Source organism: Novosphingobium mississippiense (genome assembly GCF_044029535.1).
Lineage (GTDB): Bacteria > Pseudomonadota > Alphaproteobacteria > Sphingomonadales > Sphingomonadaceae > Novosphingobium.
Window position 1 is genome coordinate 1918607 of record NZ_CP147003.1, and the last position, 22537, is coordinate 1941143.

Here is a 22537-nt window from a genome sequence, read left to right on the forward strand (position 1 = left end):
CCTCCTGGACTGGATCGAGACGGACGATGGCGACACTGCCGGCTTCACCCCGCCCGCCTGTAGCCCTTGTGCCCGAGCCCTCCATACGCGGATCGTCGTCGACCTGCCGGGCAGCGCGGGCGAGTCCCGCGAACCGCTCCAGCCGCCGGCCGGACTTCGCCTCCCGCCGCTCGGCTGATCTTGCCAGTGATCCTGCGGGTGATCTTGCGGGCAGGGCCGTCGGGCTATCCCCCGATGTCCCCGCGATCTTCGACGCGCCGCTGGCGCCGCATCACCGGGTGATCGGGCGCTGGGCCGCGCCTCGGACACAGGATGCAGGAGCCTGTACGCGCCTCGAAGCCCGCCGCCACATCGAGGCGGTGTTCGATGCCGCTGTGCGTGAAATCCTGGACCCGATCGATATCGTCGATCTGCGCATCGCCGTGCTCAACAGTGAGGCGGATGGGCCGCCCGCGATCGCGATCATCTGCGACAGCATGGGACAGCTTGACCTTGGATGGATCGAAACCGGCGATGCGCCCACCGCCTGGCGCGCCGCCGCCTACCGGGCGCTCGAGCAGACGCTTGGGCGCGTGCTGCCGGTCTTCAGCTACCAGGATCTCTTCGACGAGATGTCCATGTACTACTGGGAAGGGGAAATCGATGACGAAGCGGCCCGCCGCAGCCTGATCGAATGTCATGGCGCGGACGCCGAGGATCTCGACGGTCACATGCTCCCTTCGCAGATGAACGAACGCCGGCCGGGCTGGATGATCGCAGCGAACGCGGCGCCGCTGAGCCGTCTTCCTGCTGCCCTGCGTCGCAAGCTGGCGGATGTGCGTGCTGCGCAGGAGGTTCTCAGTACGCTCTCGCCCGAAGCTGGTGCCTGGCACTTCGATTTCGAGATCGCCAGCGCATATCTCCCCGGTATCGAGGAATGCGCCTCGCTGCCGCCGCTGACGCTGGTTCCCTTCGTTCCGTTCGCCCGCGAACTCGACGATGTCATGCGCAGCGGCATGGAAATGGGGTTCATGGATATCGCCGGTATCTGCCCGCTGCCGGATGTGGCCTGCATCGACGACTGGTTCGCCTCACTGCGGCTCGGCGCACAGTTCCTCCTCACGGTCCAGAACCTCGTCCGCTTCGATCCACCCAAGGCCAGGAGCCTCCCATGTCCGACCATAGCACCCACTTCGAAGCGAGCGGCGGCGGTCTCGTCCTGACGAACGCCATCCTGCTCTATACGAACCAGGCGCCTCGGCATCTCAAACCCTGTGGCACCGCGCAGGGCGATACCACCGCCTTCGCCAGCATCCATACCGTGGAACACGATGGCGATGGCCGGCCGACGATCGCGGCCGGCAGCCCGCTGACGCGCGCACATCTGCGGCAGTGGTCACAGGCGCTTGGCCGTACCGCCCAGCCCGAGCTTCTCCCCGAACATGTGCTGGTCGCGCATCCCGACATGCTGGCTTGGTGGGTGCCGGCTAAGGTGCGCCTGGCCTATTTCGCGCTGTCCGATCCTCCTGCCGATCTCCATGCGCTCGCTGCGCGAACGACGCTGCCGGTTCCCTATCCGCCCCATCTCCTGATCGCCACGCGCCATGGGCTTGGCGTCTATGCCCTCCCGGTAAATGAACGCCCGGACGCCGAGACGCCGGTTCTGCACTCGCCGATCCTCAACGTCTTCGCCGACGGGCGGCTCTGCTGGGGCGACATCCCGAAACCCAGGGCGCTCAGTATCGCCTCCATTCCCGCCTATGAGAGCGCGCTGTTCGACTCCTGGTCGACGCATCCCAATCCCGGGCAGGATCGGACGATACGCGGAAAGGGCGGGCTGGTGCGGCTCTGGGACGATCTGGCAGCGCGCGGGGCCACCCGGTTTCCGGTGAGCCGTCTCAAGCCTTTTGGAACCGGCACGGCCGGGCAGGGGATAGGCCCGCGAAGGACCGCCGCCTGCGCGGTGACGGTAGGCCGGCTCATCGCGCGGGGCCGGGTATGACGATGCCCACCGATGATGCGACGGCAGCGGCGGTGCTTGAGGCCATGCCCTGTTATCCGGTGCCGCCCTTCGGCAGGTCGCCCGCCATCGAGACGCTGCGCGCTTCCCGCGTCGGCCATGGTCTCGCCATCGGCAGTGACGGTGTGATGCTGATCCTGCGTCGCCCGTGGCTGGCGCTGGACGTGCCGGTTGCGGCGCCCATCGTCGGCTATGTCCCTTATGGCAGCATCGGGGCGGCGCGGGCCGATCTACGCTGCGGCCTCGTACCCCGGCGTTATTTCGTGCAGATATTGAAATTTCTCAAGGCGGCCCTGCCGAATGAGGCCGCCGCATTCATCCTGTGGAACGAGGCGAGCCGTGAATTTGCCGTCGAGTTCCCCGAGATCGATGAAGCGACACCGACACGACTGGTCTATCGTATGCCGAGGCTGCCGCCTGACTGGCACATGGTCTGTGACATCCACAGCCACGCGGGCGGCCGTGCATTCTTCAGCGCCACCGACGACGCCGATGATGCCCATGCCACCAAGATAGCGATCGTCTTCGGACGTCTCGATCATCCCGATGGTCCCACCATGGCTGCGCGGCTCTGTGCGGGCGGCATGTTCCTGCCCTTGCCGCGCTGTCCCTTTGCAGGAACTCCCGATGCAGACTGAGCAGACTGACCAAGCCCGGCACTATCTTCCTGCTGTCTTTGACGATTGTGCGATCACGATCCTGCTGGTCGGCTGCGGCGGGAACGGAGCCCAGATGCTGATGGGTCTCGCCGCGCTCGACACCGCACTGCGCGCGATCTCCTCGCGTTCGCTCGACGTCACCGTGGTCGACGACGATATCGTCACCGAGGCGAACATTGGGCGTCAGCCTTTCTATCGCTGCGATATTGGCCATTCCAAGGCGCGTACACTGACCGAGCGCATCAATCTCGCGCATGGCCTTGCCTGGGAGGCGGTTCACGGACGCGCTCCTGAAGCGATCGGCATCGAGGCCTTCGACATGCTCATCAGCTGCGTCGATACCGCCGCGGCCCGCCGGGCGCTGGGGGCGGCACTGCAGACCGGCAGAAATCCGCCCCTCTACTGGATGGACCTCGGTAACCGCGCTGGCGACGGTCAGTACCTGATCGGCTGCCCGCGGCGCACCAGTCACAGCGATCGCCCCCGTCTTCCCACCGTGCTCGAAGTCTTTCCGGAACTCGCCGACGAAAGCGTAGCGGAAGACGATGCGCCCTCCTGTTCGGTCGCAGAGGCGCTCGAGCGTCAGTCGCTGTTCGTCAACCGCGTCGTCGCAAGCCATGCGCTCGCGCTGCTTTTCGATCTTCTCGGGCGCGGTTCGATCGGGCATGCCGGGGCCTTCATCAATCTTGCCGGCGGTCAGACCGTCCCGATCCCGCTTCCTTTCGCGAATGGCGCATCACTTGCTGCGCCCGGACACGCAAACATCTCGCATTCGTAGCCTGTATAGGCTATGTCATATGCCAAGGAGTCGCCATGAACCTCGAGCGTCACGTCAAACTGTTCAAGAACGGCCGCAGCCAGGCGGTCCGCATTCCCCGTGAGTTCGAGCTTCCGGGCGAGGACGCCATTATCCGCAAGGAAGGCTCGCGCCTGATCATCGAACCCGCCCGGCCGCGCTCCCTGCTTGCCGTTCTCAAGACATGGGAACCGCTCGATGAAGAGATCGGCCCGATCGAGGACCTGCCGGCAGAACCGGTCGACATCTGATCCATGTTCCTGCTCGATACGAATATCCTGTCGGACCTGATCCGACAGCCCGATGGCATGGTCGCCCACGCTATCGCCGACGTCGGCGAGGATGCGGTTGCGACCAGCATCATCGTTGCCGGCGAACTGCGCTATGGCGCAGAAAAGCGCGGATCGCCGCGCCTGAAAAGCAAGATCGAGGATTTGCTGTCTCTCATTGCGGTGCTGCCGCTCAAGGACGATGCCGACGCCTGCTATGGGCGTCTGCGTGCCGACCTCGAGCGCCGTGGCACGCCGATCGGCGCTAACGATATGCTGATCGCCGCCCACGCGCTCGCAATCGGCGCGACCCTCGTTACCGACAACATCCGCGAATTCGAGCGGGTCGATGGCTTGCAACTGGTGAACTGGCTCCGAACCACCTGACGCCCGGTTCGCACGGCGTTCCCGGTCTGGTTCTCGTGGTTAGCGAGCATGAAGAAGGGAAGGGGGAGGGCAGAAGGGTGGTCCCAGGGAGATCGCCCCATGCTTACCTCGTACTGTCAGTGTCGGCAGCCCTGCCATTCCTGGCGCGCGGCTGAAGCATTCGCCACCTCATCGATGCCGGGTCTTGCGGCGTGACGACCGATCCTGCCACCTTCGATCCCGCCGACCGGCAGTGCTGGATCGCCCATGGCCGCCGCCCCGAGCATGCCGAGGTGCTGGCATCGGTATGGAAGGACTATCCGGACCTTCCTTCCGATGCACCGCTGCATGAACGCATGGCGCGCAGCCGCGCGCGCGTCGCCGCGCTCCGCCCCTTCAATGATGCCATCCGCGAGGAAGCCGAACGCGAAAGACAGCGCACGAACTTCGCCTGCATCGAGAAGCGCGTAGCAAGCGGCCAGATCAGGCCCTTCGATCAGGCCATCCTCCAGGCACGCGCCCAGCATGGCTATAACTGGGACGCTGCAGTCCTCTATGCTCAGGGTCGATACGCGACGGAGGCTGGCTGGGGACCTCGCGATTTCTCGGCGCCACCGGGTGAAACCTCGCCCGCTTACGCCCAGGGCTTCCGCGATGGCGGTGGTTGTTTCGAAGATCTGTTCGACGTGGCCAGGCGTTCCTACGCGGCTGCCACGCGACAGGAGGACCGATTCCCGGCTCCCGGAAAGGCTTTGGTTTCACGGCCGGCTCCGAGCAGTTGGCCGTCTCCGACAGACGCCCCGCGTCCCGCATTATGGTCGAAACGCACCGTGATCATCGGTGCTGCCACTGCATCGAATGCCGCAGCAGGCTTGATGACCATGCTCCAGGCACAGCCCGGGCATGAAATGGCGCATATCATCATAGCCGACGTCGGTCGGGGCTTTCGTGCGTGGCGCAGTGCGGAGCCCGCCCAGACCGGGAATCCAGCAGATCAGTTACGGGCCTTGTTTGCCGGGATCGAACCGGACGACCTGCTGATCATTGCCGATGGCGAAGATCTCGCTTGGATAGACCGACATGCCGGCATGCTTCCGCTCTGCCGGACCATGGAGCGCACGTGTAATTCGGCGATCCAGCAGCGCGCGCAATTGCGCGCCTGGCTCGAGCGCGGACTATGCGAGGGCGAGGTCCTCGCCGGCGGCCATATCCGCTGGACCAAGCTCGCGCAGGGGCTGTCCGGCCGCCTCGGCGAATTCGTCGCCCGCTATGCCCATAAAGCCCAGCCACGCGGACACCGCCTCGTTATCGAACTACGCGATGGCGATCCCGCAATCGGCTTCATGACGCCGCAGGGCGAACTGCTGAACCCCGAGGCGATCATTACCAACAAAGCGCATATGCGCAGACACATGGCGGCGATGCTGCGACGCTTTGCAGCCGCCATCCCGCATCATCGCAACGCGGCTGCCTGACCGCGCCGCCCACTGCACGATCAGACAATTTGGGAGGATCCCATGCACGAGATGCCCAACTTCCCCGTCATGTCCGGCAAAAACGCGCAAACGGCAATACTCCAGCCAGGGCCAATCGACGATGACCGCTGAATCGGGCCGGGCGCAGGCAGACTGCCCGAGATCGACTCGTGCCGAAGTCCGCAACCCGGTCCTCGCGCTTCCGGCGGCGGGCATCCTTGCGACTATCGACCCCGATATGCGCGCGCTGCTGGCGCTTCTTTTCGGCGACCTTCAGCAGGACGCCCGCGCGAGAGCGCACCAGAACTGGAACAGGCACAAGGCCGTCATGGCCGCCTATTGGTCGGCTGTCGCCACTGTCGCCACTTATGCCGGGCACATACGGCGAACCCTTTATGGTCCTGCAGGTCATCGCAATCGGACGCCCCTGCTGTTGCGGCAACAGGGTTATTCGCCGATCCCGGTGCGCGACTGGGCTGAGGCGTCGCGCTGTTACTGCCAGCGCCGTGACCGCAGTGGTCTTGGTGCGAGGGACTTTGTCGAAGCCGAACTGACCATTGGCGACACGGTTATCGCCCGGATCAGCTATAACGGTCGCATCTGGCTCGCAGGCGACTGGCAGCCCGGCGATACGCCGCTCTACGACAACGCGGCGAGCAACTTGCGTCTCCCCTGACATACCCCCCGATTTCCTACGCTGATCATGGAGAATGGGCGCGGGTAGAGAGCAGGGAGCGGAGAGGGGAGGAGAGCTGGGGCGACGGACCCGGGGCGGTCGACTGCCTCTTCCGTGCCACAGGAGATTACCCCATGGATGTGATCGTTTCCCGCACCCGCATCGCCGGGTGCGCGCCTCTCTATTCCTATCGCGCGCTGGTGCCACTGGAAGACGTCGATTCCGATCGGCGACACCGCGTTGCGGTCCTGCATGTCCAGGCCGCGACGATCCGTGCGGCATGCACGCGCATTGCCGACACGATTGCACCTCATCGTTGGTTCGAACGGGATATGGCCGTCTCCTTCGGTCTTGCCGCCCAGCTCGGCCTCGCCGCGCGGCGCATCGAAGCGCTTCTGCTGCAGTCGGTGTTTCCCGAGATGGCCACCTGGTTGGCGCCGATCGCGCTTCGGCTCGACCATGACCCGGGAAGCGCGTCCCACCGCGTCGCGGCGATCGATCTCAATGCCGCTTTCGATGCCATCGTTCCTCGCATCGACACCCTGACCGCCGCCGAACTGGCGCCGCCTCGGTCCATCGATCGCCGCGCCGCCTGATCCAGGAAAGATGCACATGATACATTACACACTTTCCCATCTCGAAGCGGCCGCCTCCCTCTGGGAAGCGGTTCTCGACCTGCGCGACCATCCGGCCGCCGAACCCGACGCTCTCGTTCGTGCGCTGGCGATCCGCAAATCGTTCGAGGCGATGGGGACCTGCACCATGCGCATCATTGTCGTGGGCTGGATCGATGCGGTCGATGCCGCCTGGTACAGGAACCAGGAGACCTGCCCCTTCTGTTTCGACTGGTCCTTTGTGAAGCAGTGGGTCATCGACACCATCGACTGGTCGGACCCCGATAATCCGGCCATCCGGATAAATGCTTCGGGCACGGACATGACGGACAATGTGACTATGGCGGCCCAAGCGGGGTCGAAGTCGCCCGAGCCAGCGAGGCCGCAAATCACTCGGCACGATCATGTCGCCCTGCTCGCCCGCGTGCGCGCTGCCCTGGAGAGGCCGGACAGCCTCGATGCCGCCGCGCGCGCCACATTGACCGGGGCGATTGGCGCCAGCGAAAGCGGGCTCCGTGTCTGTGCGCTGCCATGGCCGATCGATATGCATCTGGGCATCATCGAGCACCGTCACGGCGTCAACTTCTACGCAGGCCTGAACCGTGACGTTCTCGTCGCGGAGATGGCGGAATACGCGCGCGAATGGTGGAAGGAGATCGGCGACCGGCGCGATCCGAATACGCTGCCCGATGACGAGGTCCTCGCCGCCTATTTCAACGATCACCCTTCGGAAAGCTATTCGACCGAGATCCTGCGCCTGGAGCCCCTCCCGGCGGTCCGCTCGGTCTCTTCGATCGAAAGCGGCGCCTACTGTGTGCTCTCGACCGCCCATCTGACGGTGCAGACGGCCGGCCTTCTCGACAAATGGGCCTGCTGGCCTCCGAGCGACCGCCCCATCGACATCGCCGCCTCCGTTTATGGCTGGTTCGTGCCGACGCGGCCGCTTCCCGATGACCGCCGAGCGCAGATCCCGGATGATCTCCAGGAAATCATCGCGTTCGGACGTGATCGCGGCTTCCAGTTCCTGCTCCTCGACTGCGATGCAGACCGCGCCGCCGATCTCCCCGTCCACGACTGGTGACCGCATCGAGGAACGGCTTACCAGCCAGGAAGAGTCTGGCTGGCATCCCGCCGGCGATGGGCATCACTCGGAATACCATCGCCTTCAATCCATCATGGAGCGCCCGCGCCGGCCTCCATCAGCGGCAGCAGCATCGCATGGAGGGCATCTTCCGCGCGCTCACGCCGGGGGGCATCGCTCGAGGCCAGGTCCTTGCGCATCCAGTCGGGCAGTCGCCGCACGAGGTCCCGCAGTTTTACATCGTTTGAATCGCTCATCGCCTCCTCTTTGCAGGACGCTCACCGCGACGACAACTGTCTTGGCGCTTTGCGTCGGCAGAGCGTCAAGCCGGGACGAAAGGGAAGGGGGCAGGGTAGGGGAGACGGCCGGTTGGTCCGTCGCCGAGACAGGAGATGATCATGCTTCTTCCCGCCACGATCGAGATCGCAGTCAGCCAGGACGCCGTTCGCTGCGCGTCCCGCCTTGTCGCGGGACGCGCGCTCGCTGCGATCCACGAAATCCTGCAGAATTGCCGCCGGGCCGGCGCGCAGCACGTCATGATCAACCTTGTCGAGAAAGACGGCCGCGCCATTCTCGATATCCACGATGACGGCTGCGGCATCGATAATCCCGCAGCGCTCCTGACCCTCGGTTTATCCGTTTGGGGCGACGATATCATGCGGCGTGAGGCTCCGGCCGGCATCGGCCTGTTCTGCCTTGCCGGTCGTGCCATCGAGATCCACGCCTTCTCGCCCGCGATGGGACACGGCTGGAAGGTCCGGATTCCCGCTGAAGCCTGGAATGGCGACAGGGCGCTTGAACCCGAGTCGTGCGACCTCGGCTGGGGAACGATGGTCCGCATCGAGATATCCGACGACTGGAAGATGGGCATTTGTTCGACCATTGCTGAGGCCACCCGTTACTATCCCTTGCCGGTGACGCTGGACGGTGCGTTGCTGCCCCGCGAGGATTTTCTCAAGGATGCGCTGCTGATCGAAGAGGCCTGCGGTTGCCGTATCGGCGTCTATAAAGGCAACTCGGTTCGGCAGGATGGCCCCTGCATCAACTTCCATGGTCTGGCTGTCCCGTGCTCTCTTCCCAATATATTCGAGTTGAACAGGCAGGACTGCCGCTGGTCCGCTCGCATCGATGTGATCGACGCGCCTGAAATTCGCCTCGCCCTGCCGGCCCGCAACGCGGTGATCACGAACGAGGCGATGAAAGCGCTGCGCATCGCCGCCGAACGCGCCATATATACCGGCATTGCTGCCCAGGAGGACCATCGCCTGCCCTTCGCCTTATGGCTGCGGGCTCGAGAACTCGGTGTGATGCTGCCTGCGGTACGGCCAGGGCTCTCGATCTGGAATCCACTGTCCGGCGATGAACATCAAAGGGCCGCCAGTGCGAAAACTGCCCCTGAGACTGTCTCTGGGGGCGCATTGATGGTTGTCCCCTCGCTGCGCTCCGAGATCGCGCAGGCGCTGGCACTCGCCCACCATCAGCCGCCGCTTCAGGATTTCGTGCTGGTGGAGGAGGAACGCTGGCTCGACGGCTATGACTGGTACGACGCTCTACCGATCATCCTCTATGTTTCCTTCCGGATTTACCGCGGCGGCATCGAACATCCTTATAGTGAAGACGACCGCCTTCCATGCGGCTTCGCTTCAGGTTTCGTCGACAGGATCGTAGCCGACCTGGAGATTGCCGAGACCGGGCATGAGGATGCGCCGCGGCACGTCCATTCCATTGAAATCCCGGCCCTGGTCTGTCCCACTGGCAGTTGGGATATCGAGGAGGCCGTGGTCCTTGTGACCCGCGGCGGCGGTATCGACCCGGATCGCCTGGGATGCATGATCCACGCGACGCTGTTCTCTTCGCGCGACGATGTCGGAGCCGCCGCCCGAACCCATCCCCTGAGCAGCAGATCCGGCGTCCGCACACGATGCCGACGGAAGGAGCACGCCCATGACCATCGCCACTCATGACTTCACCCGCAATGCGAAAGTTCCGCTCGGTCACTGTTCGGCCGGCACGCTGGAACTGGATCTCGGCAAACTGATGTCGGGCCGCTGCCTGATCCAGGGATCGTCGGGCGCGGGCAAGAGCCAGACGCTGCGCCGGATCATCGAGGAGGCCTTCGATTATCTGACCACCATCATCGTCGATCCGGAAGGCGAGTTCGCCAATCTTGCCGCGCATATCGGCGCGACCACCGTCGTCGCACGCGACTACGCCAATGACGGTCTTACTGCGCTGGCGCTGCGCACCCGCCAGCACCGTATTGCCCTGCATCTCGATCTCACCGATCTGGAGCCCGACCACCGCATCGAGAAGGCCGCCGCCTTCTTCGCAGGGCTCCTCTCGGCGCCGCGCGAGCATTGGGCCCACACGGTGCTGGTCTGCATCGATGAAGCGCATCTCCTCGCGCCGCATATGGCGGCCTCGGCCCGCGACGCCGAAACCCGCCGCCTAGGCGTCGCTACCCTCACTGACATGTGCGCGCGGGGGCGCAAGCGCGGGATCGGCACGATCATCGCCACGCAGCGTCTCGCCAAGCTCGCCAGTTCAGTGGTCTCCGAACTGCACAATCACCTGATCGGTCTCAACGTCTTTGACCGTGACGTGGCGCGGGCCGCTGACCTGCTCGGTTTCGGCGGCGATCAGGCGGCGCTGCTCCGGCAATTGCCACAGGGAGAGTTCTTCGCCTTCGGTCCCGCGCTTTCGGCGCTGCCCGTACTGGCGAAAATCGACACGACGATCACACCGCACATCGGTCGGACACCCGATCTGGTCGCCGCTGCCCACCTCGACCCGGACGAGAGCCGCACGCTCCTCGACCTCGATACCTTGCGCGAGGTGGCGCCGAGCAGGAACACCCATGCCGCCATGCGTGGCCAACGCGCGCTCGATGCTTTCCTGCTCGATCCTGCGGCGCCCGCCGCCGCGCGCATTGTCGGGGCGCTGGGCAGCATCACGCCCAACGCCACCACGGCCGATGATCTAGCGCGCCATCTCGCGCTCCCCGCCACTGACGTCGACGCCGGTCTCGATCTGCTCGCCGCGATCGGCGCCTCGGACACCATGCCGCGCGGAGATACGCGTCTCGCGCGCCTGTCGGCCCGGTTGCGCCTGCGCGTCGTCGACACCCCGGTCGTCGGCCTGGCCTGAAGGAAGCCCACCATGACCCAGACCAGCTTCGATCTCGACGCCGATATCGTCGAACTAACCCCTTTCGTCCCCGCGACGGAGACCGCGCCGACCATTCCGCTTTCGGAACTGGCTTTCCGCGCGGACGCATGGCTTCCCGATGAGACGGCGCGTCTCCGCGTAGCTTTTACCGACGATTGCACGATTGAGGAAATCGCCGCCCAGCTTGGGCGGTCCCGGGCCGCTGTCGCTACCCGGATCCATGACCTGGGCCTGCGCCGTAATTCGCGGCGATCGTGGAGCGACTGGGACGATGAGGAAATGGCGCGCTGCTACGCCCACGAGCCGACGGCGACGTTGTCGGCGCGGCTTGGTCGCGGCGTGAGCGCGCTCTATGCGCGCGCCCGGCTGCTTGGCCTCTCCGAACCCGGATCCCCGCCGTACAGTGGCTGGGAGGACACGCAGCTGCGCACCGGCTACGCCACAGGCGTTCCTGTCGCGCAGATCGCGAGCCTGATCGGGCGACCCTTCGCCGGTGTCATCTCGCGCGCTTCGGCGCTGGGGCTGCGCCATGCCTGCCAGCCGGACGACTGGAGCAATGCGGAAATGAACCGCGCCCTCGAACTCGCGACAACCGGCGCACGCTATGTCGCCATCGCCGAGGTTCTGGTGGCCGAAGGCTTCCCGGCCCGGAACAGTCGCAGCCTCGGTCAGCGCCTGCGTAAGCTGGGCTATGGCAGAGGCTGGGGCCGCCCGTGGATCGCCGAGGAGGACGCGCTTCTGCATCATGCTTACGCGACGGGCGCGAGCCTGACGCCGCTGCGCGAGCGGCTTGGGCGCACCCCCCACTCGATCCGCTGGCGGGCCGAAGCGCTGGGGCTCAGGGGATCGCATGTCCGCCGGGACGGATTTCGGCAGGGTCCGGTCTGGACGGCCGGGGAAGAAGCCCGGTTGCGGGCAGACTATGGCAAGGTTCCGACCCGCCAGATCGCCGAGGCGCTTGGCCGCGGCGTGCGCGCCGTTCTCTACCATGCGAACCGCATGGGCCTTTCCCACGGGTTCATGCGCGCATTCAGCGCCGACGAGGACAGGGCGATCCGTAACGCCTGGGCATATGGCGTCTCGATGGTCGATGTCGCGCAGGCCCTTGGCCGCGATCCCGCCGTCATCGGCAAGCATGCCGCGCGTCTCGGCTGCCGGTTCAATGATCCGGCGCGGCCCACGCGCGGGCCGAAGACGCGGCGGGCGAACCGGCCACCTGTCACGCTCCCCAGCCTGCTGGCGCTCGATACCGCTGTTCCGACCGCTGTCGATCTTCCGATCGCTGCCTGATCACGGGCGCCGCTTCTTTCCCGGAGGTTTCATGTCTACGCCTGTCCCGCCCAGCAGCCTGTCGTCTCTGCGGCGGCAACTCTCCAGCTTCGATCACGCGCTCAGAACAGCCCAGCAGCTGCGGCGTGCGACTGGTGTGCCGCACTATGTCGTGCATGGTGTCGCGCCGCTACAGGCGTTCAGGGTTACGATGCGGCCGCCGGCCTGGCCCGATCGCTGGCTGGCGATGGTCGCATGACGATGCCATCTGCCACCTATCCAGTCGTGGCGGCCTGGGGCATGGGCGTAAACAGCACCGCCATGATTATAGAATGGGTAGCCCGGGGCCGAAGGCTGGATGCCGTATTGACCGCGGATACTGGCGCCGAAAAGCCCCAGAGTTACGCCTACCTTCCGATTTTTCAGAAATGGATGGACGATCGAGGCATATCGCACCATATTGTTCGATACGAGCCGAAGAAATTCAAGCATTGGCCGCCGTACTTCACAATATTGGAGAATTGCCTGACGAACTCGACTTTGCCATCTGCCTCATTTGGTAGAAAATCTTGTTCGGTCAAATGGAAGGTGCAGCCTCAAGACCTTTGGGTGTTAAAATGGCAACTTGCAAAGAATATATGGCAGGTTGGCGGTAAGGTTGTCAAGCTGATCGGGTATGACGCTTCACCTGCCGACAGCCGGCGTTATGCGAACCGCGAAGGTATCGTGGATGCCCGATACGACTATCTTTATCCGCTTCTGCACGAATGGCATTGGGACCGCGACGCCTGCATCCGGCGAATTGAGGCTGAAGGCTTGCCGGTTCCCCCGAAATCGAGCTGCGTCATCTGTGCGCATATGCGTTCCGAGGAAGTCGCGCAATTGCCGCGCTGGGTGCTTCGATTGATCGTGTTGGTTGAGGCGCGGGCCGCCCCACGCTTGCGCAATGTCGAGGGATTGTGGCGTCGGGCGACAAAAGCCCGTCCCGGCTCCATGACCATGTTCATCCGGCAGCGAGGGCTTCTTGATCCCGACGAGATCGACGCCATCGTCGCAGGCGCACCAGTCGATCTCATTGATTTCCAGCGTGTCGCGGCGGCCATTCCCGTGGAGCGGCGACCCCATATGCGCGAATGGATCGATCGCTTCAACGAAGGTGTCGAGAGGCTCGCCGCCTGATTACCTCACCCGCATGGGACGTGATGTTCATTTTGCCGGTCTCGCGTACTGGCTATCCGCAAGAGCTTGCATTCGCGCATGCACTGCACCGACGAGGATTCGACCGCTCGTTCCATTGGAACCTGCAGGATGACGCCCCCTCTTGACTCTTCGCACGTGCAGCACACACAATGTGCCCGGTCTTGAGATCTGGCCGCCCCTGCGGCCAAATGTCCCAATCTTCAAGGCCACCTGCGCACCCGAGGGGCAGGCGGGTTATTTCATCGTCAGGGCCGCGATGGCGCAGGAAGGCCCACCGCATAGGGGCATCGCAGTCCTGGAGAACGACCATGATCTCTTTGGTGTGGCGCTTCGTTTTTTGTCCGCTCGATCGTCATAAATCGTTCCGGAGGGATATGTGGTGGAACGGGGATCATTACATCGGAACCTGTCAATACTGCGGCTGCGCGATCCGGAAGGATGGGCCGCGTCGGTGGCGCCGCATCCTTGCCTAGCGGATGCTCCGGGCAGGGGGCGGTAACCGATGCAGGCACAACCCCTTGATCACAGGCCCATGTGGGGCACCTCGCTCCAGCCGCTGCTTCTCGTGCTGTTTGCCGGCCGGGGCACCGCGTTTCCCAAATCTTCCATGAGGCTTCGACCATGTCTAAGGTTCGCATCGGTGAGTGGAATATCGATCTGGCCCAGGCCACCGCGTCGAAAGGCGACATCGAGGTGAGGATCGTCACGCATGAAGACGGCACCTACACCATCGCGTATTCCGGACTGGAAAGCAGCGAAACCGCCCGCCTTCTGGGACCGGAGGTTCTTGAGGCCTTCCAACGCGCAGGGGCCAAAGCCTTCGAGCAAGGGCCGGAGTAGAAACGCGAGACATTCCACTGAAGCTCTGGACTATCTGTGCCCCGCATGCTGCAATGCAATATCCCAGCGAATCAGGAGGCTTTCTTGAAAGAATTCTCGATGATCCGCCACCTCGGTTTCGTGGCGGCACGACGCGGTGAGCCCACATCGGCTAATCCCTACAGGACATATCTCGAACGGATAGCCTGGATAGGCGGTTACTCCGAAGGCCGTGTGTCCCAAGCGTTCGGCACGATGCTGGCGTCCTGCGATACGGCAAGTAAGCGGTAGCCGGAACACTGGCTCCAACCTTTTACGCACTCGCCATTTCCCAGATCGGCCGATCACGCCGTTACATCAATTTCAACTCCGAACTGGCTGGGGATTTCGAGCGGTCGCATCCGCCTTCTTTCGAAGGCCAGTCTTTCCGCCGCGCGGCCCGCCCCTATCTCCCGCTCGCTCCCGATACCGGGACCGCACCTGCCGGTGCCGCCGACCACGCCGCTCCCGCAGTGTCTGCGATGACCGCCGGTTCACGCCGCTGCCCCTCGCTACGGCGACTCCCGCGAGTCTAGCACCCGCGCGGCTACCGCCGCGCCCCCGGCGTCGCGCCCCAATCCACCTTCACCATCCCTCGTGCCGCGCCTCTGCCCCTGATCGTGCCGCGGTGTCGCGCGGAGTTGCGGGCGGCGGGGGCGTTGCGCGTGAACCGCGGCGGCGTCGCGCTGGTGGAGGCGAAGCGCCTCGCCGCGGGCGGGCGGCGCGGGAGGCGAGCGCGGGATAGAGAGGAGAGAAGGGCCGGTGAGGGTGTCGCCGAGAATGGTTTCGAGCGACATTCGAAAGGTAAAGACGATGAACATCGGTGAAATCTTTAATCGGAACGGCCGTCTGAAGGGCTCGATCGCCACGCGCACCATCGATCTGCCCAGCGTCGGGCTGCGCAAGGTCGTGAGCGATAATCCGAAGGCTCCGGTCTACGAGATCCTCGCGCTTAACATCGCCCGCCGCTACGTCCAGATCGGCGCGCTGTGGGAGGCCGTGTCGAAGCAGGGGGATGTGTTCCTCGCCGGGAACATCGACGACCCCAGCCTGCCCGAGCCGCTGCCGATCGCGCTCTTCCCGGCCGATCATGGCGGCTACATGGTCGCCTGGCGCCGCGACACCATGCGCTCCGACTTCGGTGGCGGCATGGGCGCGAGCAGCGGCCGGTACGACGATCGCGGCCCGGGCGATCAGGGCGGCTTCGGCGACAGCACCGTGGGTGCCGGCGGCGAACGGTCGGGTTCGGACACCTCGTTCGAGGAGGAAGACCCGTTCTGATCACGCGCTGATCAGTCCCATCGGGCCGGGGAGGCGTCAGGCTTCCCCGGCCTCTTTCTTTTTTGCCCATGAGGAGACATCCCATGCGCCGCTCTTCATTGTACCACTCCGCCCCGTTGACCGACCTTGCCGCGCTCTCCGCGGCGATCATGGCCAGCCCCTCGATCCGCGACCTGCTCGCGCGGCATGTCGAGGGCGCGTCTCCCGTACCGGACATCCCGGCGGGCATCACCTGCGGCGAGATCATCGCCGCCATCTACGACCTGCTCGAGAATACGCCGCTCGCGCCGCATGCGGCCGGGATCGTCGATGCCGTCCTGACACGCGCGGCATTCGCCGCGCCCGCTAGGGCGAGCAGGCACTGACCCGGCACGACACCCATGCAGGGCCGCGACGCTACCCTCGCGTTCGCGGCCTCTTTCCTTTGCCCCTGACAGGGAGAAGTTCCATGAGCCACGACCATTCGCGCAGCATCAGCCGCTTCGCTGACCTGCCCGCGCTGTTCGCCGAAGTGACCGCGACCCCGGAATTCCAGCGCGCGTTCGGCGATCCGATCCCCCTCTCGATCATCAGCCCGGGGGATGAACCGGGCGAGCACGACATGCCCGAGCCACTCCACGCACAGGCCGATTGCGCCGGGGTTATCGCCACCATCTTCGACCTGCTGACCGACACCCGCCTCGATGCGCTCGCCCCCGAGATCGCATGGGGCATGGTGAACAGCTTCCATTTCGTCGCCGGAAAGCTCGAGCGGCAGGAAGACCTGCTGGCCGACGAACTGCGCGACATGATGCGCCGCTCCGACCTTTCCGAGGTATTTAACACCGAGCTCGAGGAGAAGCAGCTGCTGTGCCAGTCGCTGTTCGAACAGCGCGAAGCAGTCGAGTGCATGCGCGACTATGCGGCCGACACCTTCCGCGTGCTTTCGGGCCGTCCCTGGTCGCCCGCACGCGGTTCGCGGGTCTCGAAGGTCGCTACCGCCACGCAGGTCGCGATACAGGACTTCCTGCGCGCCCGGGAACTCGCCGAGCGCGAGCGCTATCGCCCCCGTGGCCCGATCGTCGTCGCCTCGGGCCATGCCGAATGGCATGACTGGCAGATGCTGTGGGACCGGCTCGATGCGATCCTCGCGCGGATCCCGCACATGACGCTGGTGACGACCGCGCAGCGTAAGGGCTTCGATGCGATCGTGGCCTCATGGGCGGGAAGCCGCGAGGTCCAGCTCGTCACCTACTCGCTGATGGGCGCGGGGCGCGGCGCGCCCTTTGCCCGTAATCGCAAGCTGGTCGAACTGAAACCCGTCGAAGCCGTGCTGGGCGAGGGGTCGGGCATCCAGGCGAACCTCTATCAGGCGCTGCGAAAGGTCGGGGTTCCGATCCATCCCTTCCGAAAGGCTGATCAGGCACCCGCCGAGAAGATCACCGCGCTGCCGCGGGGCCGCTCCCGGCGTGTCGCCTGACACCGAAGTCTCAGCGTATTTTCGGGGGGCGGCGCGCCGCGCCGTCCCCCTTTTTTGCGCAAGGGGCGTGCAGGGTCTCGAGGTCGCGGGCGCTCCACTGAGAGGCATGTGTCTGGAGGCACCCGTTGCGAATCAGGGGCATCGAGCCCCAGATTCGCAAAGCCTCTTCTCTCTCTCAAGAATTCCAATGGTGGCACGGGACCGCGTCGGCCTCAAGGACGACGGGGCCCCACCATTTTTCCGGGCTGGTCGGGCGTCATGCTTCCACTCGGACATTGTGGCCGCCCGGAAAAATCGTGACCCCCATCGCCGGCTGCGCCGGTCGCGTTCCGCGATCCTTGACCCCGCCGCTCGGAGCCCGTGCCCAGGGGGGAACCTCTTTCGCTTCTACAGGAGGTTCCCATGACGAAGATCCACCGCAGCGTCCGCCCGTTCTCCGACATCGCCGAATTCATCGCGCACGAGACGATGGCGGGCGCCACCGACGACTTCCACGCTGCCTTCTCCTCCGATCTCGACGGGGTCCGCATCGGGCGCGGTGAGGAGGAGATGGCGACCGACATGCCCGATCCGCGCGAAGCCCAGCTTGCCGTCGAGCTGATCGTCACGACCCTCTTCGACCTGCTGCGCGACACGCGGCTGCAGCCTGCCGCCGAGCGCCTCGCATGGGGCATCGTGAACAGTTTCCATCACGTCGCCGACCAGTGGCAGGGGCAGGCCGATAAGGCGACGCGCGACGTCCAGGACCTGCTGCGGCGCGCCGACGGCAGCGAAATCCACGGCGTCGAACTCGAGCAGGCACAGGGCGAACTCGAATTCCTCGACGAAGCCACCGACGCGCTGCGGTGCATGCGCGACCATGCCGCCGACGTTTTCCACACCGAAACCGGACGGCCGTGGTCGGCACCGAAGGGGTCGCTGGTCTCGAGTAAGCGCACCGCCTCGGTCATCGCCGCCACCGATTTCCTGGCCGCCCGCCGCCAGCGCCGCACCGACGCGCATAACCCGCGAGGGCCCATCGTGATCTTCTCGGGCGGCGCGGACTGCTGGTTTGACGACCGCCTGATCTGGGCGAAACTCGACGACGCGAAATCCCGGAACCCGGCGATGGTGCTGGCGACCACCGCACAGGATAAGGGATGCGACGCGATGGCCGCAGCGTGGGCCGCCTCGCGTAAGGTGACGCTCATCACGTTCCGCCTCAGCGCCAAGCTGGGGAAGAGGGCAGGGTTCGTCCGGAACGAGCAGATGGTCGGACTGCGACCCGTCGAGGCGCTGGTCTGCGAAGGGTCGGGCCTGCAGTCCCACCTCGCGCGCCTCGTGAAGGAGAAGCGTATCCCGGCGCGGTTCGTCAGGCTCAGCGATCAGGCATGGGAGGCGCAGTGAGGTTCCGCCAGAGGATCGGTCCGGTTCGCCGTGCCGGTCCTCATTTCTCTTTATCAAGCGTAGCTCTCGCCCCCGCTCAGGGACCCGCAGGCGGGTCCGTCGCGGGCGCGATGCGGGACCGCCAGGCGGTCCCGGCCTCCTGCGCGCGGCTTCGCCGTGCTCGTCGCAGGGACACCCTCCGGGTGCGGTCTGGGCGGGGTTGGCTGAGGGGCGAGGCCGCGTCCTGCCACCAGAGGAGAGGAGGGCAGAGAGGGGTGGCTCATTCGAGGAGATTAAAGCCATGTCCGAGCATCTGCACCTTTCTAATTCGGCCGTCTTCGTTTCCGGGTCGCTGTCCATTACCGCGCTTCCCGAACCCGTCATCGAACGCATCGACGGCATCCTGTACCGTGCGCTTCCCATCTGGATCGGGGACGCGCGCGGCGTCGATCGCTTGGTCCAGCGCCATCTTTCCGATCGCGAGATCGCTGCTGTCAGGGTCTACTGTTCCGGAGAGGAACCGCGTCATAATCTGGGCGGCTGGCCTGTCCGGCGCATTCCTACTTCCGGGCGAAAGGGCACTGCCGCCTTCCATGCCGCGAAGGATGCGGCGATGGCGCGCGATGCCGCCCTCGGTCTCGTGATCTGGGATGGTCGCAGCCGGGGCAGCCTTGCGAATATCCACCGGTTGGCGGCGCAGCGGCGCTTCATCATGATCTGGTTCGGGCCCGAAGCGCGGTTCATCACCCTGAGATCGGATTCCGACAGGGACAGCTTTCTCGAGGCGCATCCCTGCCGGAACCTGGTGATGACCAGCGCGTGATCAGATCGCTGCCGGCAGTCCTTTAATCGCCGTCAGCGCCGCGCTGCCACCGACCCGGATCGCCTGTGTGAGAAGCTCGCGGAATTCCCTTTCCGTGAGCTTCTCGACCGGCATCTCCGCGATCATCGCGGCATATCTGCCCCGCAGCGCACGGCGCGCGCTTTCCAGTTCATCGTTCATCTTGCGCTGACGCGCTTCGAGATCGGCGAGCCGATCCCTTTCCGTCATCTTCGGCATGTCCATCGTCCTTCCCCGATGGCCTGCCCGTCGCTTGCGACTGTGCCACATCGGCGGATCGGCGCAAGCGGGGATTGCCGCTTCCTGCGGAACCGGCGGGGCTTCGCGCCTGGCTGCTCCTGTCGGTCCGTCACCGACCACATCCCATCCCATCCATCGGTCCGCGGTGCCTGTCGTCCGCGGACACCCCCATGAGGAGGCTTCCATGCTCACCATCGACTCCGATTACGACCGCTTCGTTGAAACCCATGAACCGCATTACTTCCATGCGCAGGCGAGGGGATTCGCTCTCATTCGCCGGATCGAGCGCCACCTCAAACGGGCTAATTCCTACGCGGGCCAGTACTATGGTTACACCGATCACGAGACCGGTGACTTCGTGATAACCGGCGAGTGCGACGAGGAATACGAGGCGGAATGGAACCGGGCTTCGGAGCTCGCCCGGATAGCTGCCCGCTCCAATGCATATCGGATCATCCGGGCACAGGGCCGTGACGACGAGGCGGCCATGCTCATCCTGGAAGCGCACGCGTTGGTCGCCCAGCAGGGCTGATCACATACCCCGGGACCGGGCCTGATGCCCGGTCCCTTTTTTGCTTTCGGGGAGACCCCACCCATGAACGCCATTCCTCCAATCTCCTTACCACGCACCACCGCGAAACTGCAGCAAGGGTGCCCCGCCCCTGCCGGTACGAGGCTGCGCAGCGCGGGCGCGCTGCGTAAGGCGGGACGCACGGCGCGAGGCCGTTTTGTAATGGACCCTACGCACGGGTGCTCCAGGCAAATAAATCTTGTAAATTCAACTGGATATGTCTGTATCACCTGTGGGGCAAGGATCTTGTATCCTGTCGTACACGTAGGGCAAGGCTAAGGTTTGACTCACTTAACCCATTCATACTGAACTACATTTTTTGGTATTACATGTCAGACGCGATATCGGCCGACCGAGAGGCGGGACATCCGGGGCCGGTAAACGAGCGAAACGTGGTCGGCGCCGCTTCAGGCCGGTTGGCACGTCACCTGAGCAGACGCTTGAGCGATTGGAAGACCGATCGTTTGGCCCCGGCTGGAGCGCTATCCCAGCCGAAAGCGAGTTCGATCTCCCCCTCCGGGGCCTGGAATGTCATGCCGGAAACGGTGCGCAGCGAGTTGAGGATCACCCCGTTCCATCTGTCACCCTGCTGCGCATTGGGCACTGGAATGACGAAATAGCCCGCCAGGAAATAGGTGTTTGCGCTGGCCTGCCCGGCATCCGTTATCTGCAGGAAAAGGGGCATCTGGAAACCGAGGGCGGTCTGCGTGTCGGCGACTTCAATGAGTCGGCTTTCCGGTAAGGACGATGTGGCTACCAGCGCCGGAAGCGGGTGGCGGATGCAAAGCGAACCTGTCCGCTCGAGGGGATGACTGGATCGCCAGGAGGCGGGAATCCTCTTCAGTGGCGCCGTATCGATTTGGCCGGCATCGGGAGACCGTCCGGCGATCAGATCCTCTAGATAGATGATGCCCAGCAGATTGCGTTCTTCCTCGCATGCCATGGTCGCTTCCCGCGCAACGGCATGGAGAAAGCGAAGTCTGTCTTCGTCGGCGAGGTCCATGATGGGATGCTTGAGGAACAATTCATTGTCGAACCGATGTTCGAGCAGGCACATGCCCTCGCTGTCGAGAACACGTCTGTTGGCTTCAGCGACACCCACCTCCTGGGCGAACAACCAGAACATGTCGGCGGCCAGAGCATGGACGGCCTGCGCATCGATCTCCATGAATAGCTCCTTTCATCACGCAAATCGCAATAGAGGCCATGGAGGGGATGATCCACCCGCATCGTGCGGATAGTTTTGGGTTAGGCGTTCGTAAGGAATGCACATTTCCAGCGAAGAATAGGAGACATTTCTTTCGCGAAAGTTCCGGAATCGGAAGGGCCGTCGTGGGCCCAGAAGCAAATTCCGTCCCGAAGAGGCGCTCAATTGAGGCCTAAAGTCTGGACGAACAGGGATACTCCGATCACAATGAACTGATGGCGGCTATTCCTCTTTGTGTTCCCTTCGAGAGAAAGGACGAGGCGCGTCGGGCGGGCGCTCGATGGGATGCCACGCAGCGAGCCTGGACCTGTGAGGTCGCACTTCTTTCGACAGACGCCTATGCGCGGCTGAGACAATTCGTGCCGCGAATATATCGTCCGGATCTGAGTCCTCCCTTTATTCGGCTCTGGATGGTTCCGCCGACGGTTTGGGGCAAGAATCTCCGGGCCCTCCTGCCCAGGAACGAATGGGATGTCGTTCGCAAGGCCGCCTATGCGGCCAGCGGGAATCGCTGCCGTGTCTGCGGAGGGCGTGGTCCCCAATGGCCGGTCGAGGCGGACGAGGGGTGGGAATATGATGACGAAACCCGGACGCAAACGCTGAAAGGCGTCATCGCCTTATGCCCGGATTGCCACCATATTCGTCACTGGGGCAAGACGATGGTCGATGGTCATGAAGAACAGGCTTTTGCCCTTTTGATGCGCATCAACCGCTGGACCCGGGTGCAAGCGGAGGAGGCTGTCGCCTTCGCGTTCGATCAGTGGGAACGGCGTTCACGCCACGAATGGGAGAGCGACTATAGCTGGGTGACGCGGGTTCATGGCTTTCGGCCGGATGCCGAGGGAGAGCGACGAGCGGAGGCCGCCAATCGGGAACTGGTTGAGAAGGCAGCCGAGCGTGCCGGGGTGTTCGAACGAGAGGCGGAAACCCGGCGCTTCTCGAACGAGTGGCCCGTGGAGCCCGACCCCGAATCGACTACCGGCATGCGACGGCTGACACCATCGTCGATCCTCGGCTATCTGCAGAAACTCACAAACAGGTAATTCCCCTGCACCTGTTTGCTGCCACCATTATCCCATCATGGATGTTGGTTGGCGCGATTGTTCGCATGTGCCTGTGTTTCCCTGACACCGGCCGACGGAT

At 64.4% G+C, this 22537-nt stretch carries 26 protein-coding genes; 23 read left to right on the forward strand and 3 right to left on the reverse strand.

Annotated features, from left to right (window positions below):
- Window positions 1–26 precede the first annotated feature (26 nt).
- From WBP06_RS26965 to WBP06_RS27010, 10 genes are all read left to right on the forward strand, one after another.
- Window positions 27–1202, forward strand: a complete 1176-nt coding sequence (locus tag WBP06_RS26965; protein WP_279727988.1) for a hypothetical protein — start codon at window positions 27–29, stop codon at window positions 1200–1202.
- Window positions 1151–1981, forward strand: a complete 831-nt coding sequence (locus tag WBP06_RS26970) for a PRTRC system protein B (protein ID WP_048938830.1) — start codon at window positions 1151–1153, stop codon at window positions 1979–1981. Before WBP06_RS26965 ends, WBP06_RS26970 begins: the two co-directional genes overlap by 52 nt.
- A 2-nt stretch (window positions 1982–1983) precedes the next feature.
- The gene (locus tag WBP06_RS26975) at window positions 1984–2637 is read left to right on the forward strand and encodes a PRTRC system protein A (RefSeq protein WP_395335611.1); all 654 of its coding nucleotides are present in this window, start codon (window positions 1984–1986) and stop codon (window positions 2635–2637) included.
- Window positions 2627–3436, forward strand: coding sequence for a PRTRC system ThiF family protein (locus WBP06_RS26980; RefSeq protein ID WP_048938828.1), 810 nt, complete (start codon window positions 2627–2629; stop codon window positions 3434–3436). The genes WBP06_RS26975 and WBP06_RS26980 overlap by 11 nt, the downstream gene beginning before the upstream one ends.
- A gap of 35 nt (window positions 3437–3471) precedes the next feature.
- Window positions 3472–3705: an antitoxin gene (locus tag WBP06_RS26985; protein ID WP_010338822.1), complete on the forward strand. Its 234-nt coding sequence runs from the start codon at window positions 3472–3474 to the stop codon at window positions 3703–3705.
- Between the two features lie 3 nt (window positions 3706–3708).
- On the forward strand, window positions 3709–4110 hold the full coding sequence (locus tag WBP06_RS26990; RefSeq protein WP_048938827.1) for a type II toxin-antitoxin system VapC family toxin: 402 nt from the start codon (window positions 3709–3711) through the stop codon (window positions 4108–4110).
- A gap of 272 nt (window positions 4111–4382) precedes the next feature.
- Complete coding sequence (locus WBP06_RS26995) at window positions 4383–5564, forward strand: hypothetical protein (protein ID WP_395335615.1); 1182 nt, start codon at window positions 4383–4385, stop codon at window positions 5562–5564.
- 121 nt (window positions 5565–5685) lie between these two features.
- Window positions 5686–6240, forward strand: a complete 555-nt coding sequence (locus WBP06_RS27000) for a hypothetical protein (protein WP_234415540.1) — start codon at window positions 5686–5688, stop codon at window positions 6238–6240.
- A gap of 134 nt (window positions 6241–6374) precedes the next feature.
- Entirely contained in the window at window positions 6375–6836 is a 462-nt protein-coding gene (locus WBP06_RS27005) for a hypothetical protein (protein WP_048938825.1), read from the forward strand.
- A gap of 166 nt (window positions 6837–7002) precedes the next feature.
- Window positions 7003–7935: a hypothetical protein gene (locus tag WBP06_RS27010; protein WP_279727985.1), complete on the forward strand. Its 933-nt coding sequence runs from the start codon at window positions 7003–7005 to the stop codon at window positions 7933–7935.
- 92 nt (window positions 7936–8027) lie between these two features.
- Here the strand turns inward: WBP06_RS27010 and WBP06_RS27015 are convergent, their stop codons facing one another.
- Window positions 8028–8192 (reverse strand): hypothetical protein, encoded by a 165-nt coding sequence (locus WBP06_RS27015; protein ID WP_199909654.1) that lies wholly within the window; start codon window positions 8190–8192, stop codon window positions 8028–8030.
- A gap of 141 nt (window positions 8193–8333) precedes the next feature.
- Between WBP06_RS27015 and WBP06_RS27020 the strand changes: the two genes are divergently transcribed.
- The 11 genes from WBP06_RS27020 (at window position 8334) to WBP06_RS27070 (ending at window position 19358) form a co-directional block, all read left to right on the forward strand.
- A complete protein-coding gene (locus WBP06_RS27020) occupies window positions 8334–9899 on the forward strand; it encodes an ATP-binding protein (protein WP_279727984.1) in 1566 nt (521 codons plus the stop codon).
- Window positions 9880–11082, forward strand: coding sequence for an ATP-binding protein (locus tag WBP06_RS27025; RefSeq protein ID WP_284110893.1), 1203 nt, complete (start codon window positions 9880–9882; stop codon window positions 11080–11082). Before WBP06_RS27020 ends, WBP06_RS27025 begins: the two co-directional genes overlap by 20 nt.
- Window positions 11083–11094: 12 nt before the next feature.
- Window positions 11095–12393: a hypothetical protein gene (locus WBP06_RS27030; RefSeq protein WP_279727982.1), complete on the forward strand. Its 1299-nt coding sequence runs from the start codon at window positions 11095–11097 to the stop codon at window positions 12391–12393.
- A 31-nt stretch (window positions 12394–12424) separates the two neighbouring features.
- Window positions 12425–12631 carry a hypothetical protein gene (locus WBP06_RS27035; protein ID WP_080993670.1) on the forward strand — a complete coding sequence of 69 codons (207 nt, stop codon included), beginning with the start codon at window positions 12425–12427 and terminating at the stop codon, window positions 12629–12631.
- The gene (locus tag WBP06_RS27040) at window positions 12628–13551 is read left to right on the forward strand and encodes a hypothetical protein (protein WP_279727981.1); all 924 of its coding nucleotides are present in this window, start codon (window positions 12628–12630) and stop codon (window positions 13549–13551) included. The genes WBP06_RS27035 and WBP06_RS27040 overlap by 4 nt, the downstream gene beginning before the upstream one ends.
- Window positions 13552–14193: 642 nt before the next feature.
- Window positions 14194–14412, forward strand: a complete 219-nt coding sequence (locus WBP06_RS27045; protein ID WP_103094784.1) for a hypothetical protein — start codon at window positions 14194–14196, stop codon at window positions 14410–14412.
- A gap of 831 nt (window positions 14413–15243) precedes the next feature.
- Window positions 15244–15711 (forward strand): DUF736 domain-containing protein, encoded by a 468-nt coding sequence (locus tag WBP06_RS27050; protein ID WP_086493719.1) that lies wholly within the window; start codon window positions 15244–15246, stop codon window positions 15709–15711.
- 83 nt (window positions 15712–15794) lie between these two features.
- Window positions 15795–16076 carry a hypothetical protein gene (locus tag WBP06_RS27055; RefSeq protein ID WP_279727980.1) on the forward strand — a complete coding sequence of 94 codons (282 nt, stop codon included), beginning with the start codon at window positions 15795–15797 and terminating at the stop codon, window positions 16074–16076.
- Between the two features lie 83 nt (window positions 16077–16159).
- On the forward strand, window positions 16160–17170 hold the full coding sequence (locus tag WBP06_RS27060) for a DUF2493 domain-containing protein (RefSeq protein WP_395335622.1): 1011 nt from the start codon (window positions 16160–16162) through the stop codon (window positions 17168–17170).
- 402 nt (window positions 17171–17572) lie between these two features.
- Window positions 17573–18556 (forward strand): DUF2493 domain-containing protein, encoded by a 984-nt coding sequence (locus WBP06_RS27065; protein ID WP_279776315.1) that lies wholly within the window; start codon window positions 17573–17575, stop codon window positions 18554–18556.
- Window positions 18557–18836: 280 nt separating this feature from the next.
- Window positions 18837–19358 (forward strand): hypothetical protein, encoded by a 522-nt coding sequence (locus WBP06_RS27070; RefSeq protein WP_279729537.1) that lies wholly within the window; start codon window positions 18837–18839, stop codon window positions 19356–19358.
- Here the strand turns inward: WBP06_RS27070 and WBP06_RS27075 are convergent, their stop codons facing one another.
- Window positions 19359–19595, reverse strand: coding sequence for a hypothetical protein (locus WBP06_RS27075; protein WP_279729538.1), 237 nt, complete (start codon window positions 19593–19595; stop codon window positions 19359–19361).
- A 205-nt stretch (window positions 19596–19800) separates the two neighbouring features.
- Here WBP06_RS27075 and WBP06_RS27080 point away from each other — a divergent pair, with 205 nt between their 5' ends.
- A complete protein-coding gene (locus WBP06_RS27080; RefSeq protein ID WP_279729539.1) occupies window positions 19801–20148 on the forward strand; it encodes a hypothetical protein in 348 nt (115 codons plus the stop codon).
- A 463-nt stretch (window positions 20149–20611) separates the two neighbouring features.
- On the opposite strand, the gene WBP06_RS27085 is transcribed toward WBP06_RS27080, so the two are convergent.
- The gene (locus WBP06_RS27085; protein ID WP_395335626.1) at window positions 20612–21355 is read right to left on the reverse strand and encodes a hypothetical protein; all 744 of its coding nucleotides are present in this window, start codon (window positions 21353–21355) and stop codon (window positions 20612–20614) included.
- A 254-nt stretch (window positions 21356–21609) separates the two neighbouring features.
- Between WBP06_RS27085 and WBP06_RS27090 the strand changes: the two genes are divergently transcribed.
- The gene (locus WBP06_RS27090; protein WP_395335628.1) at window positions 21610–22437 is read left to right on the forward strand and encodes a DUF5710 domain-containing protein; all 828 of its coding nucleotides are present in this window, start codon (window positions 21610–21612) and stop codon (window positions 22435–22437) included.
- Window positions 22438–22537 lie beyond the last annotated feature (100 nt).